We start from the raw sequence: 13,061 nt of genomic DNA on the forward strand, positions 1-13,061 counted from the left end.
AAGCACCCCGGCGGAGACATTCCAATGCCCTTTCAAGAACCTGTTGGCGAAGTGTAATGAGATATCGGCGTCGTAATCATTCCCCAACCGGCATGCGTGCTTCGATCATCCCGGAATACCAGCTCGACCCAAAAGGAATCGCTTCGTCGTTGAAATTGTAGGCGGGGTGATGGCACGCGGCGCTGTCGCCGTTTCCGACAAAAATGTAAGCGCCCGGCCGTTCCTCCAACATATAGCTGAAGTCTTCGGCCGGCATGATTGGATCGACCTCGTCATCCACCTCACCTGAGACCGACCGTGCGACCTCTGCCGCGTAGACCGTGTTGTCCGGGGTGTTCACGGTGACCGGATAGCCTTGGTTCCACTTGACTTCGGCGCTTGCGCCGAGAGCAGCGGCCGTGCCCTCGGCAATGTCTCGTATGCGCTCTTCAGCAAATGCGCGCCATTGTGCGTCAAGCGTGCGGACCGTCCCGGCCATCTTCACCTGATGCGCGATCACATTGCTGGCCTCACTGTCCGTCTGAAACGTACCGACGGTCAAGACCACACGATGCAGCGGGTTCACGTTGCGCGATACGATTGATTGCAGGGAAATCAGGATCTGGGCCGCCACAAGTGTGGTGTCGACCGCCCGGTGCGGTTCAGCTGCGTGACCACCCTTGCCCGTGACCACAATCTCGAATTCATCGGACGATGCCAGCAGCGCGCCGGGCCGGATTGCAAAATGACCGACCGGCAGACCCGGAGAATTGTGCATACCGTAGATTTCCTGAATTCCGAAGCGCTCCATCAGGCCATCGCGACACATTTCGAGGCCGCCTCCGCCGCCCTCTTCCGCCGGCTGGAAAACCACAACGGCCGTGCCGTTGAAGTTGTGTGTCTCGGCGAGGTATTTCGCCGCTCCAAGCAGCATGGCCGTGTGCCCGTCATGACCACAGGCGTGCATCAGTCCAGGTGTGTTGGACGCATAATCCAGGTCCGTCGCCTCATTGATCGGCAACGCATCCATGTCCGCGCGCAAACCGACAACCTTGCCGCTGTCAGATACTCTTCCCTTGATGACCCCGACGACACCGGTCCGTCCAATGCCCTCAACAACCTCGTCGCAGCCGAAGTCGCGCAGCATTTCTGCGACCTTGCCCGCAGTCCGGTGAACCTCGAACAGCAGTTCCGGATGGGCGTGAAAATCGCGCCGCCAGGCGGAGATTTCACTGTGCATTTCGGCATATCTGTTTTTAATCGGCACTGGCTTCTTCTTTTGCTCTGCGGGTTTTGATAACCCGACCGTTGGAGGGAACCAGAGAGATACTGCATAGCGGGGCGACGATTGCAAACCCTCACCGACCCTTGGAGCCCATCGCGCAAACTCACGGCTTTAAGCTGGCGAAAGTGGGTTGAAGCAAACCCATTGTCTCTGGGCTGATTGAAAACCAGCGCACCCGACGGTTTCGAACGTATGACTTCTGTCTTCGAGCCACCAGTTCGCCATTTAGGTTCAGAGACTTAGATCGAGCACCGCCCAAAGAAGACGGCGCTCTACCGAAATAACCCTCTGAAAAGAAATTCAAAACGGCATTTTGCACTGGAACAAGCAAGATGGAAGCAACGATGAGACAATCCTTTCATGGGACCTTGTCATTCTCTGGTCCGGTCTGGACAGCCCAGACTCCATTCGCTGCCAGCAGGTGGACACCGAAGCACTTAGAGCCAAGTTTTGTTTGATCCAACCGAATCCAGATGCAGTGCAGCGACGGTCTGCCTGGAGCCCGTTCTTTCAAATGCTGCAGGGAGAACAATTGTCCGCTGTGCGTCTAATAGCTGCAGTTCGGTTCCCTGCTCTCGCAACAATGATTGGTCGGTGGTGGAGATTGCACTTCGTCCGAAAGATTTCCAGTGGCCATTGTGAGGCACAGATTGAAGTTTCGATCGCATGGCTAAAGGCTTTGCCATGCTGCCGAGTTGGTTGAAAGGCGCAGTAGACGATATTCCTTGGTCAACCCGTCAGAGTCGCCTTCCATTGTTGCGTTTCAATCGCTTCAACTGTCAGCTCAATGCAGAGCTGGCGCACAGCCTCGAAAGCAAAGGTTGCAGGGCGATCGCTCAATTCTCCTATATAGAGCGTCCGGTTGAGCTTCGGCTTCACAATCGGTCGGGCCACCAATGCGCCCGCGTCCAGGTGTTCCTTCAAGATAAATTCGGTGCCCACAAGGCAACCGAGGCCGGACAGAAGGGACCCGCCGATTGCGGCGATCGAGTTCATCTGAAACTGCGCGTTTTCTTCAATTCGCTTTAGAAGAGATGGGTCGTCCATCACCGCCCGGGTGTTCAGGCCTTGGCGTAGAATGATCAGCGGCAAGTCCAGTAACGCCTCAAAGCTGATCGTGCCGCGCCCGCCCACAACATCCGGCCTGCCCACCAGAACCACCTCCTCCTCCAGGATCGGTTGAAACCTGAACCGTGAATCGGGGAGCTGATTGTAGGTCAGGGTCAAATCCACCTCCGAAGACGCAAGCTGTTGGGCGGTGGACCCTGAAAAGATCTCGGAGAGGTGCAGGCGGAGTTTCGGATAGGTTTGCGAGACACGCTGCATCAGCGGCACGCCGATTGCTTTGACAGCCGAGTGTGCAAAACCCACGGAGATTTCGCCCACGACCTCGTTTCCTGTTTCCCGGACATCAGCGCTGGCGGCTTGCATAGATCGCAGGATCGCGCGCGCGTGCTCATACAATCGAACACCAGATGCCGTCGGACGAACGCCCCTTGGCATTCGCTCAAACAATGGCGTGCCGAGTTCGGCCTCCAGATTGGAAAGATGCCTGCTCAAAGCAGACACCGCGACTCTCTCTCGGTCGGCGGCGCGTGCGAGCGCGCCTTCCTCAAAGATCGCTGCAAAGTATCGGAGCTGTCGACTGTCCATGCTTTCTCGATATCAGAAAGAAGCTTTATAAACATTATAATTTTGCAAAGTATGTCGATCGAGTAGCGTTTGTTAACGCGAGTCCACCTGGAGCACACACGGTGCCAAACGATTTCAGTCCTCTGCGCGGCATCCGGGTCGTTGAAATGACCCATATGATTATGGGGCCGAGTTGCGGTCAAATCCTCGCCTATCTCGGAGCGGAGGTCATCAAAGTTGAACCCCCTGCAGGAGACAAGACTCGACACCTGACTGGGATGGGGCGCGGGTTCTTCCCAAGTTTCAATCGCGGCAAGCGCTCTATCACTTTGGATCTCAAGTCCAAGGCCGGAACGTCGGCACTGGATCGGCTGTTGGCAACCGCCGATGTATACGTCGAGAACTTCCGCGACCAGTCGATTGCCAAGATGGGATTTGCGCCCGGGCAGTTGCGGGAAAAATACCCCAAATTGATCGTAGCATCCTGCAAAGGCTTCCTGCACGGCCCCTATCAGGACAGAACGGCAATGGACGAGGTCGTTCAGATGATGACCGGAATGGCTTACATGACTGGCCCAACGGGTCGCCCATTGCGCATTGGTTCTTCGGCAAATGATATCATGGGAGGGCTGTTCGGGGCGCTCGCCGTTCTTGGGGCCTTGATGGAGCGACAACAGACCGGACAGGGTCGAGCCTTACGCATTGGTCTTTTCGAGAACTGCCTGATGCTTGTCATGCAACACATGGTTCAGTTTGATCTGGACGGACGCGAACCGGCCCCGATGCCCGAACGGGAGTTTTCCTGGCCGGTTTACGATATCTTCGACACGCATGACCAGCGTCAGATCTTTGTGGGTGCTGTCACCGAGGGTCACTGGCAGATATTGTGTAACGCCCTCGGGTTAGAGCATTTGCTGGATGATCGCCGGCTCCACACAAAGATGGACCAGATCGAAGCGCGACACTGGACGATCCCCATTTTCGCCGAAGCGATCAAGAAACGCGATTTTGCCGAATTGATCGAGATTTTTGAAGCTTCCGGCATTCCCTTTTCGCCGATCAATCGTCCGGCTGATATGTATCAGGACCCGCATGTCTTGCGTACCGGCGGTCTGCATCACTCGCATCTGCCCGGTGGACAGGCGTTCCGGGCTCCGGGCCTGCCCATCGAAGTCGATGGCGACAGTCCCCGCCCCGCCTCACTCGATGTTGCAGATATCGGCAATGACACTGAGAGCGTTCTTTCAGAGCTTGGCCTGTCGCCTTCAGAAGCACGGGCCGCGAGCGGCGCGGTGAACAGGAGAACAGCGTGACTGGTCTATCCAGAGTATACCCGCCCGACAGGGTGGTGTTGCGGGAAGTGGGCTTACGCGACGGTCTCCAGATGGTCCAGCGCCACCCGTCAACAGCAGCGAAGGCCGAATGGCTGCGCCGGGAAAGTGACGCGGGCGTTCGACACTTTGAGGTCGGATCTTTCCTTCCGGCCAACGCTATGCCGCAATTCGCTGATGTCCGGGAAATCATCGACATTTGCCAGAACCTCAACGTGCATTCCGCGGCACTTGCTTTGAACGACCGAGGGGCGGCTGATGCGGTTCAAACCCCGGTCGGTGAAATCGTCACGGTGGTCTCCGCAACCGAAGAGCATAGCCAGGCAAATGCGCGCCGCTCCCGAAAGGAAGCCATCGCACTGGTCGGCAGAACCGTTGAACTGGCAAGCGGCTCTGAAACCTCGCCCTTGGTTCAGGTCGGTATCTCCATGGCGTTCGGCTGCTCGATTGCAGGTGAAGTCGACCCCAACGAGGTGGTGCGCATCGCAGCAGAATGCGCGGACGCCGGCGCGGACGTGATCGGACTTGCGGATACCGTGGGATTTGCAGGTCCAGATCAGGTGAAAGACCTTGTCGAGCGTGTGCAAAACGAACTGGGTGACGTCGTGCTGAGCATTCATCTGCACGATACAAGGGGCATGGGCGTCGCCAATGCCTCTGCTGCCCTCGACGCCGGCATCCGGGTGATTGACGGCTCATTGGCAGGGCTCGGAGGCTGCCCCTTTGCCCCTGGCGCGACCGGAAACGTGGTCTTTGAAGACCTCATATACCTTTGTGAACGAAAGGGCTTTGCGACTGGCATTGATCTGGAAAGGCTGATGTCTGCCCGAGAGGTCGCCGCGTCCGAAATGCCTGACGAACATCTCTTTGGTGCGTTGCCACGTGCCGGAGCACCGCGCCAGATCAACTGGCACGCCCAACAAACAACTGGATGAAAAGTGGAGGAGAACATGAATATCCTGAAAACAGCAGCGGCCGCGCTCATGGCCGCAACCGGCTTCAGCAGTGCGGCCTATGCCGAGGCAACCGAGATGCGCTGCAGCCACCAGTTGCCACCTGCGCACCATATTGCGAAGGTGATCGACCGGTGGGCCGCAGAGATTGAGACGCTGTCGAACGGCGAAATTGACGTTCAGGTCTTCGGCGCCAACAGTCTTGTCGGCCCGCGCGAGAACATCGCGTCGGTCGCCAAGGGCAACATCGAATGCGCGTTTTCGATCAACCCTCAATGGGGCAGGACCCTGCCGATCATGAACGTCACGCTGAAGCCCTATGCCGTGACCAATCTGGAGACGCTTGCCGCTTGGCCGGGCAGCGATGCTGCTGCATTTCTGGAAGAAAAGCTCCTTGAAAAAGGCGTGCAGAACGCGGTGTGGCTCTTCACCACACGCATGACAGCGATGACGTCGAAAGGATCGCCTCTGATTAACCCCGAAGACTTCGAGGGCGTGAAGATCCGGGGGCTGAACCCTGTGGCGGATGCGGGCCTCGTCGCTATGGGCGCCGCGCCTTCAGCGATGTCTGGCTCGAAGGTGTATGAAGCGCTCTCAACCGGCGTCATCGATGCAGGCATGACCGATATTGCCGCCGCCTATTCGCGCAAATATTTCGAAGTGCAAGACCACGTCACGGTCGTGCCGCTCTTTAGCGTATTTTTCCACGGCTACCTGAACCCGGCCTGGTATAACGGCCTCACAGATGCACAGAAGTCTGCCATTTCCGAGGCCGGCGCCAAGGCGGCGGAATGGGCGGTTGCCGCGTCTGAAGAGGCCTCTGAATCCGCGCCTCAGCAATTGGCTGACAATGGCATGAAGGTGCATTTCCAGACGCCGGAGGAAGAGGCCGTCTGGAAAGAACTCATGGCCCCGGCTTTCGACACGTCATTTGGAGACGCAACAGGCGAGGACGGTGTCAAGCTGCTCGAGCTGGTTGGCCAAATCTCCAACTGACATGAAGCTGGACCATGAAAACGAAGCCTCTGAGACCTTGCCGGTCTCAGGGGTGGAACGTGCGGTGCGCCTGGTTACGCTTTCCGGAGCGGGCCTGGCCGCATTGCTGGTGCTCATCGTCTTTGGGGTCGTGAGCTACAGCGTTTTCATGCGTTATGTGCTCGGAACACCGGTCACGTTTTCGGATGAACTCAACGGTTTCATTGTCGTAGCCATGGTGGCCCTTGGCGCGGGCGAAGTGCTTTTGCGCGGCGAACATTTCGGGGTCGACCTGCTGACCGAACGCACCGGGCCGCGCACTCAGTGGCTTGTCGAGGTCTGGGGGATGATCAGCGTAATTCTGGTGGCCGCCGCCGTTCTCTATAGCGCTGTGCTCATGGTGCGGTTCTCCTACGATTTCGGTATCTACTCAGAAGGATATCTGGGCGTCCGGATGTGGATACCGCAGGGCTTCCTGCTGATCGGCATGGTGATCCTGATCCTGGCGGCACTTGCCCGGATCGTCACGCTGCTGACGGTGCGCCGGCCATGATGACTTTTCTGATCCTGGCCGGTTTGATTTTTCTTTTGCTGACCGGCATGCCGATCTTTGCCGGTCTCGGTCTGACCTCGCTGATCATCATGCTCTTGACCGAAGGCAATGTGAACAGCGCAGCCGATACGGTGTTTGCCAAGCTGAACAACGGACTTTTGACGGCCATACCGATGTTCGCCTTCATGGCGCATGTGATGATCCGTGCCGGCGTGGTAAAAGACCTCTATGACGCTGCCAATGCGATGGTAGGCCATTTGCGCGGGGGCCTTGGGGTCGCCACAATCCTCTCCTGCACCATTTTCGCTGCAATTTCCGGATCTTCCGTTGCCACCGCTCTGACCATCGGCTCGACGGCCATCCCGCAGATGAAACGCTTCAACTACCGCCCGAGCTATTCCTATGGTGTTATTGCTGCTGGCGGCACGCTGGGGATCCTGATCCCGCCCTCCGGACCACTCATCCTTTATGCCATCGTAACCGAGGCCTCGATCGGAGCCCTTTTTCTGGCCGGGTTGATTCCGGGTATCATGATGGCAGCCATCTTTGCCGGCTGGGCGATGATCAGCGCGAGCTTCGGCGGCGCGGTAGTCGCTCAGCCCTTTGCAGGCATGGGCGTCATCTGGGGGCGCATGAAGCAGTCGATCTGGGCCCTCTTGATGCCGCCGGTTGTGTTGGGGGGGATATATCTTGGCATTTTTACAGCGACTGAAGCAGCCTCGATCGGGTGCCTCTATGCATTGATCATCAGCGTTGTGGTCTACCGTAATTTCGGCCTGCGTGACCTTTGGATCACCGCGTTCGAGACGGTGCGCACAACTGCCATGCTGTTCATGATTCTCGCGGCTGCCGCGCTGTTTGGTCACGCCGTGACGATCATCCGCCTGCCCATAGAGATCGTCGAACAGGTGACGGCAATCGGCCTCAGCCCCGCCATGTTTGTTGTCGCGGTGATGCTGCTCATTCTTGTGCTGGGCATGTTCCTTGAAACAATCTCGATCATCCTGATCACCACACCAATTGTCTTTCCGGTTATGCTGGCACTTGGCATCGACCCGATCTGGTACGGCATCTTATTGATGATCAACCTCGAGCTTGCGCTTATCACGCCGCCCGTCGGAATGAACCTCTTCGTCATCAAGGGCATCGCAAAAGCCCCGCTGGCCGACGTCATCCGCGGCGCGCTTCCATATGCTGCACTGATGCTTCTTGGCCTGATCATCGTCTTTGTGTTCCCAGCGTTGTCCACATGGCTTCCCAAAGCCGCAGGGTTCGGAGGCTGAGCGACACGATCACGAGGTTCGCCACGCGCGCATGCTGAAGATTCTATCTATGTATTTTTTCTTCACTGGCAACAGAAGTCCGCAAACCCTGTTGGAGCAGAAGTTCGTGGTCGTCCACCAAGCAGTTGGAAAGTCCGCATAGCAGACGTTGGCACAGACGTAGATCGAAAGCTCCACGTATTGAAAGCAGGTTCCTGATGCTATCTACGGAGCCAACTCAAGCGATTTGTTTCAAATTCGCAAGACAAACGCGAGACGAAACGGTCTCTTTGCAATCGAAATTTTTGTTAAGTCATTGAAAATTGTTGGCGCACCCGACACGATTCGAACGTGTGACCTCTGCCTTCGGAGGGCAGCGCTCTATCCAGCTGAGCTACGGGTGCCAGGCGCTGTAAGCGCGAACACAGCAAGGTGGATAACCGATGTGCCGCGTCACTGCAATTGGAAAGTGCGCGGCACCGGTCATTGAACAGGGTCCGTGCGGCTCAAGACCGCCGCCCCTTCCTATTACTTGCCCTTGGTCTTGTGCATGAGGGACAGGCCCTTTGCGGTGCGGTTGGGGAAACCTTTCCAGTAGGTGTGCTCGGGCTTCAAGGTTCCATCCTCTTCAACCGCGTAGACGCCGTCGCCGGATTTTTCAACAAGATTGAGATAGGGCTGCATTTCACCGTCCTTCTTCAGATACTGGCCGAAAAACGCCGTGACAAAGTGCTGCGTGATGTTGTTCATGCGCACATTGTCCCAGACCGCATCGGCATAGTGGTCGAAGGGGATGAAATCGATGTGTTCGGAGGGCTGCCAGGCTTCGCTTGGCGCGGGGATCGGCGCACCGGCATTGTGATTGGCGTATTCGAAGGTCAGCAGATAGCGGTCCGTATTGGTGCTGAGATCAAAGATCGCCTTGGTGCCGTTTTCATAACCAGATACGTCATCATCGCTGCCTGATATGAAGAACATCGGGATGCGCACGCCCGAAAGGCCCTTGGCATCCCAGAAACCGGTGTTCATGCCCCAGGGCGCAACGGCAACCGCAGCCTTGATGCGCGGATCGATCAGCGCCTCATGGCTGTCACTGCCGGCAAGGTGAACACCAAGGGTGCCCGCCGGCGCGCCCCATGGATATTCCGTGCTTGCCTGGGTGACGCCGCCGCCGGCGGTGATGACGGCTCCGTAGCCGCCCATCGAATAGCCGACGAGGCCCGTATTGGAGGCATCGACAAGCCCGCTCAGAAAGTTCCCGTCCTCCTTCGACATGATGTCGATCGTATCGACGACAAAGGTCTGGTCGATTGAGCGGTTGACCAGCGTCGAACCGAAGGCCGCCTTGTTGTCATAGGTGCTCTCGGTGTGATCGATGGAGACGACGACATAGCCCTTCGTGGCCAGGTTCTCGCCCAGATGGCTCATCAGGAATCGATTGCCGGGATAGCCGTGGGAGATGACGATCAACGGATAACCGGTGTCGACCTTTGCCGGTTCGGCATCGCGGACAGCGCGGCCCTTCAAGTCGACCTTGGTGACACCGTCGCGCAATAGAACGCCTTCATAGGTGCCTCCGGAACCGGTGCCGGCCGCGGCCGGATACCAGACTTCCAGGGTCAGCGGCCGGTCGTAGCGCGGCAGGTCGTTGGCCGATTCGACCTTGAGGATGTCGACCTGACCGGTGTTGGTCACCTCAAGGGTGCGAACGCCGATCGGGCTGTCGCCATGGGCGGTCAGCTCTGGCGCGTCCGGGCGGACAAGATCAACACGATTGTCTTCGGCAAGCGCTGCCGTGCAGAGCAGTCCGGTCAGGACTGCGGCCCCTATTGCGTGTTTCATGATGCGATCCCTGTGTTTCAATTCGTTGGCCGTCTACGGAACGGCATATTCAACATACTACTGAGTAGGTTCTCAGCACAAGACGGGACTTTCCGCGGGATGATTTCCCGGTGAAACGTCCGGTACCGCAGCGTGCGATATCAGGCCGCGACAAAGAGATTGTGACAAGGGGTAAATCGTCCGGCCGAAGGGGCCTGTGCGCTATTGTCCGACGATACGGTAGAGCGTGATCGACCGCCTGTGGCCCTTGGAATAGTTGAAACCGGAAATCGGCTCGCTGCCCTCAGCACGGGCATCGCTGGCACTGAGGGCTGCCAGGAAAGCCGGGGCATCCTCCTCGGGCACGGCCGCCATGGCGCATTGCGGATTGTCGAGCAAATGGCGCGCGGCGCTGTCAGGGCCGCCGAGCACCGTGTCGGTGCCGGCTAGAAAAACGAGGCTCGGTTCATGATAGGTGACCGACGCCAGCACGGAATCCGGGCAGGATTTTTCAGCCTCGAACCGCTCGACGATCTGCCGGCTCAGCCACATTTCGTCGACCTGCGGAAGGATCACGGAGAACCCGACGCCAAAGGCGGTCGTCGCCGCCAGCGTCGCCACGAGAACACGCCGGACCGGCGCGAGTTCCAATCCGAAACCGAGGCCGAACCAGCACGCCATGAGCGACAGCAACACAACCGGAATGCTCCAGAAGGAGAAGCTGCCGCCAATATAGATCGGGACGATGACCGCCAATGAGGCGAAAGCGATGGTCACAACAATCACGCCGAACCCGGTGAAACCGTGCAGGATGCGCTGCCATAAAAGCGGCTTCGGCGCCTCGCTGGCCGCCAGCCCGAGGAACCAGCCGCCCAACAGCAGGATCGCCGGATAGGACGGCAGAATATAGTGCGGCAGTTTTGTGGGAACGAGCTCGAAAACCAGCCAGAACGGCAGATACCAGGCCACACAGACCATCATTCTGGGATCGGTGAACATGCGCCTTAGGGCATGGGTGCCGCCAATGATCGCGATCAGGCCGAAGGGCCAGACGAACAGCGAGTAGGTGATGATGTAATATCCGGGCGGCGCACCGTGCGATTCCTGACCGCTGGTGACCTTGCCCAGCATGTCGCGGCCGACAGCCTCGTACCAGAAGGCTCCGCCGGACTTCCAGGTAATCAGGATCAGCCAGGGCAATGCGATCAACAGTGTCACGCCGATGCCGCGAAGCGGCTTCAGATCGGTCAGCCAGGCACGTCCACGCTGGCGGTCGAAGATGATGATGAAAAGAACCGTAAGAGCGCTGAGGAGCGGCGCAATCGGTCCTTTGATCATGATGGCCGCGCCCTGCGCGATCCAGAACACCCATGCCAGAGAGCCCGGCGCCTGCTGCCCTTCTCGGTTGGCGACATAAATGCGGGCAAGACAGCCCTGCGCGACGATGCACAGCAAAAGCAGGACTGAATCGGTCTTTGCCAGACGTCCCTCAAACCCCGCGCCGAACATGCCGGCCAGCATCAGCGCGGCGATCAGGCCCGCCGCATGGCCGAAAAGGTGCAGGCCGATCCAGTATAGCGCAACGACAGCCAGCGATACGGCAACCACCGAAACAGCGCGATAGGCGGCAATCGGAGCCTCGGCACCCTGTCCCGTCACACCGACGGTCAGGGACTGGAGCCAGTAGACGCCGATGGGTTTCTTGTAGCGCGGCTCGGATTGAAACCGTATGTCCACATAGTCGCCGGTTTCGACCATCTGCTTGGTAGCCTGGATGTAACGCGCTTCGTCACGATCGATCGGCGGGAGCTGGGTGATACCGGGAACAAGCACTGCCAGGCCAAGCAGGAAAAGAATCACATAGATCCAGACGCCCGTGCCCTGACCGGCTGCCGCGCCCAGCCCCATAAGCCGATTGTCCTGCCTGAATTGTTTCAATGCGCTGCGCTCTCGCCCCCGAACTTCCTCATTCAATCCGTCTGTGCCATGGCGGCTTTGCGTTCATTGGCAATCAGCCAGAGATTGCGAATGTATATGATGAGCCCCATGCCCTGGCCGGCGATGAACACCGGATCCTGACGCTGAATCGCATAAATGAATAGCATGCCGCCGCCAAAGAGCGAAAAAAACCAGAAAGCAACGGGTACAACAGAGCGTTTTGCGCGTTCGGATGCAATCCACTGAACGACGAATCGCATCGTAAAACAAGCCTGGGCCAGAAAACCGATCAGCACCCAGGTATCAAACTGCTGGATGAAGACCGCGTCGAACCAGTTGATCAGGGACGCAAAAATCTCAGTCATAGGGGATTTCCTCAACAACGGGCATCTTGTGACGGCGGCGCTTCAGCCACCAAACTCCAAAAAGATCCAGTGCGCCGCGCGCACCACGGTCGAGGATGCCGTAATTCGAAGTGCCGAAGCGGCGGGGACGGTCCAGAACATCGATCGCGACAACATCATAGCCCTCCTGGATCACGAGGGCCGGCAGGAAGCGGTGCGTGCCGTTGAAAAACGGAAGCCGCCGGAAAATGTCCGTGTGAACGGCCTTCAGCCCGCAGCCGGAATCGCGTGTCTTGTCGTTCAGGATCGATCCGCGCAGCCAGTTGGCAAAGCGCGAAGAAAGCTGCTTGAGTTTGGTATCCTTGCGCTTGATGCGCTGCCCGCAGGCAATTCCGATCGCCGGGCCGCCTTCGAGGAGCTTGTCGACGAGCGGGCCGATATATTTCGGGTCGTTCTGCCCGTCGCCGTCGATCGTGGCGACCACGTCGCCGGCGGCCGCAAGAACGCCGCTTCGCAGCGACAGGCTCTGACCGACCGAGGCATCGTGGCGCAGGTGCCGCACGGCAAATGCGCGTTTGGCGGCCTCGCCCGTCAGAACCTCGGCGGTGTTGTCGGTGGAGCCGTCATTGACGACAATAACCTCGATGTCCCTGTCGCCGAGATGTTCAGCGATCTCATCTATCAGGGGCGGAATATTCTCAGCCTCGTTCTTGCAGGGAATAACAATCGATATCATGGGTTTGCCTTGGTTTGACGATGCCCGTTCGCCGGGAAAACCCGGCCGGGATCAGGCATTTTCTGGCAACGGCGCCACCGGACCAGCGCCCAGCGGATTTTCAACCGTCCGTGCGCGCACGCCTTAGCAAGCAGGGGCTGGAGTGGCAAGCCATTTGTCCGCCAACGATCCGGCCGGCACCACGGTATAGATTGGTTTTTTTTCGCCTTTACTGGCAGCTGCGCTAGGTCTTAGTCTGGCCGAAAAACAATA

The 13,061-nt window shown here is 58.2% G+C and carries 11 protein-coding genes, 1 tRNA gene and 1 pseudogene; 5 read left to right on the forward strand and 8 right to left on the reverse strand.

Features of this window, described 5'->3' with window-relative positions; translation table 11 throughout:
• Window positions 1-76: 76 nt before the first annotated feature.
• The 3 genes and pseudogenes from OQ273_RS15610 to OQ273_RS15620 form a co-directional block, all read right to left on the reverse strand.
• Window positions 77-1,246, reverse strand: a complete 1,170-nt coding sequence (locus OQ273_RS15610; RefSeq protein ID WP_267991422.1) for a M20 aminoacylase family protein — start codon at window positions 1,244-1,246, stop codon at window positions 77-79.
• Window positions 1,247-1,993: 747 nt separating this feature from the next.
• Window positions 1,994-2,650 (reverse strand): LysR substrate-binding domain-containing protein, encoded by a 657-nt coding sequence (locus OQ273_RS15615; RefSeq protein ID WP_267993115.1) that lies wholly within the window; start codon window positions 2,648-2,650, stop codon window positions 1,994-1,996.
• Window positions 2,651-2,794: 144 nt separating this feature from the next.
• Window positions 2,795-2,917 (reverse strand): annotated as a pseudogene (locus tag OQ273_RS15620) (LysR family transcriptional regulator); the annotation flags it as partial.
• A gap of 101 nt (window positions 2,918-3,018) precedes the next feature.
• Between OQ273_RS15620 and OQ273_RS15625 the strand changes: the two are divergent.
• The 5 genes from OQ273_RS15625 to OQ273_RS15645 are packed head-to-tail and all read left to right on the forward strand — an operon-like array spanning window position 3,019 to window position 7,991.
• A complete protein-coding gene (locus tag OQ273_RS15625; RefSeq protein ID WP_267991423.1) occupies window positions 3,019-4,209 on the forward strand; it encodes a CaiB/BaiF CoA transferase family protein in 1,191 nt (396 codons plus the stop codon).
• Window positions 4,206-5,162, forward strand: a complete 957-nt coding sequence (locus OQ273_RS15630) for a hydroxymethylglutaryl-CoA lyase (RefSeq protein WP_267991424.1) — start codon at window positions 4,206-4,208, stop codon at window positions 5,160-5,162. The genes OQ273_RS15625 and OQ273_RS15630 overlap by 4 nt, the downstream gene beginning before the upstream one ends.
• 15 nt (window positions 5,163-5,177) lie before the next feature.
• Window positions 5,178-6,176 carry a TRAP transporter substrate-binding protein DctP gene (gene dctP, locus OQ273_RS15635; RefSeq protein WP_267991425.1) on the forward strand — a complete coding sequence of 333 codons (999 nt, stop codon included), beginning with the start codon at window positions 5,178-5,180 and terminating at the stop codon, window positions 6,174-6,176.
• Window position 6,177: 1 nt separating this feature from the next.
• Window positions 6,178-6,708, forward strand: a complete 531-nt coding sequence (locus tag OQ273_RS15640) for a TRAP transporter small permease (RefSeq protein ID WP_267991426.1) — start codon at window positions 6,178-6,180, stop codon at window positions 6,706-6,708.
• On the forward strand, window positions 6,705-7,991 hold the full coding sequence (locus OQ273_RS15645) for a TRAP transporter large permease (protein WP_267991427.1): 1,287 nt from the start codon (window positions 6,705-6,707) through the stop codon (window positions 7,989-7,991). The genes OQ273_RS15640 and OQ273_RS15645 overlap by 4 nt, the downstream gene beginning before the upstream one ends.
• Before the next feature lie 306 nt (window positions 7,992-8,297).
• On the opposite strand, the gene OQ273_RS15650 is transcribed toward OQ273_RS15645, so the two are convergent.
• The 5 genes from OQ273_RS15650 to OQ273_RS15670 form a co-directional block, all read right to left on the reverse strand.
• Window positions 8,298-8,374, reverse strand: a tRNA-Arg gene (locus OQ273_RS15650).
• A 124-nt stretch (window positions 8,375-8,498) separates the two neighbouring features.
• Entirely contained in the window at window positions 8,499-9,812 is a 1,314-nt protein-coding gene (locus OQ273_RS15655) for an alpha/beta hydrolase family protein (protein WP_267991428.1), read from the reverse strand.
• Between the two features lie 201 nt (window positions 9,813-10,013).
• On the reverse strand, window positions 10,014-11,729 hold the full coding sequence (locus tag OQ273_RS15660) for an ArnT family glycosyltransferase (protein ID WP_333781693.1): 1,716 nt from the start codon (window positions 11,727-11,729) through the stop codon (window positions 10,014-10,016).
• A gap of 32 nt (window positions 11,730-11,761) precedes the next feature.
• A complete protein-coding gene (locus OQ273_RS15665; protein WP_267991429.1) occupies window positions 11,762-12,094 on the reverse strand; it encodes a lipid-A-disaccharide synthase N-terminal domain-containing protein in 333 nt (110 codons plus the stop codon).
• Complete coding sequence (locus OQ273_RS15670) at window positions 12,087-12,809, reverse strand: glycosyltransferase family 2 protein (protein WP_267991430.1); 723 nt, start codon at window positions 12,807-12,809, stop codon at window positions 12,087-12,089. The genes OQ273_RS15665 and OQ273_RS15670 overlap by 8 nt, the downstream gene beginning before the upstream one ends.
• Between the last annotated feature and the right edge of the window lie 252 nt (window positions 12,810-13,061).

Source organism: Hoeflea prorocentri (genome assembly GCF_027944115.1).
GTDB lineage: Bacteria > Pseudomonadota > Alphaproteobacteria > Rhizobiales > Rhizobiaceae > Hoeflea_A > Hoeflea_A prorocentri.

What these genes read in the sequence shown, in the direction of transcription:
- OQ273_RS15655 (WP_267991428.1), bottom strand. Translation starts at nt 9,812, where the DNA reads ATGAAACACGCAATAGGGGCCGCAGTCCTGACCGGACTGCTCTGCACG.
- OQ273_RS15645 (WP_267991427.1), top strand. Translation starts at nt 6,705, where the DNA reads ATGATGACTTTTCTGATCCTGGCCGGTTTGATTTTTCTTTTGCTGACC.
- OQ273_RS15665 (WP_267991429.1), bottom strand. Translation starts at nt 12,094, where the DNA reads ATGACTGAGATTTTTGCGTCCCTGATCAACTGGTTCGACGCGGTCTTC.
- dctP (WP_267991425.1), top strand. Translation starts at nt 5,178, where the DNA reads ATGAATATCCTGAAAACAGCAGCGGCCGCGCTCATGGCCGCAACCGGC.
- OQ273_RS15640 (WP_267991426.1), top strand. Translation starts at nt 6,178, where the DNA reads ATGAAGCTGGACCATGAAAACGAAGCCTCTGAGACCTTGCCGGTCTCA.
- OQ273_RS15670 (WP_267991430.1), bottom strand. Translation starts at nt 12,809, where the DNA reads ATGATATCGATTGTTATTCCCTGCAAGAACGAGGCTGAGAATATTCCG.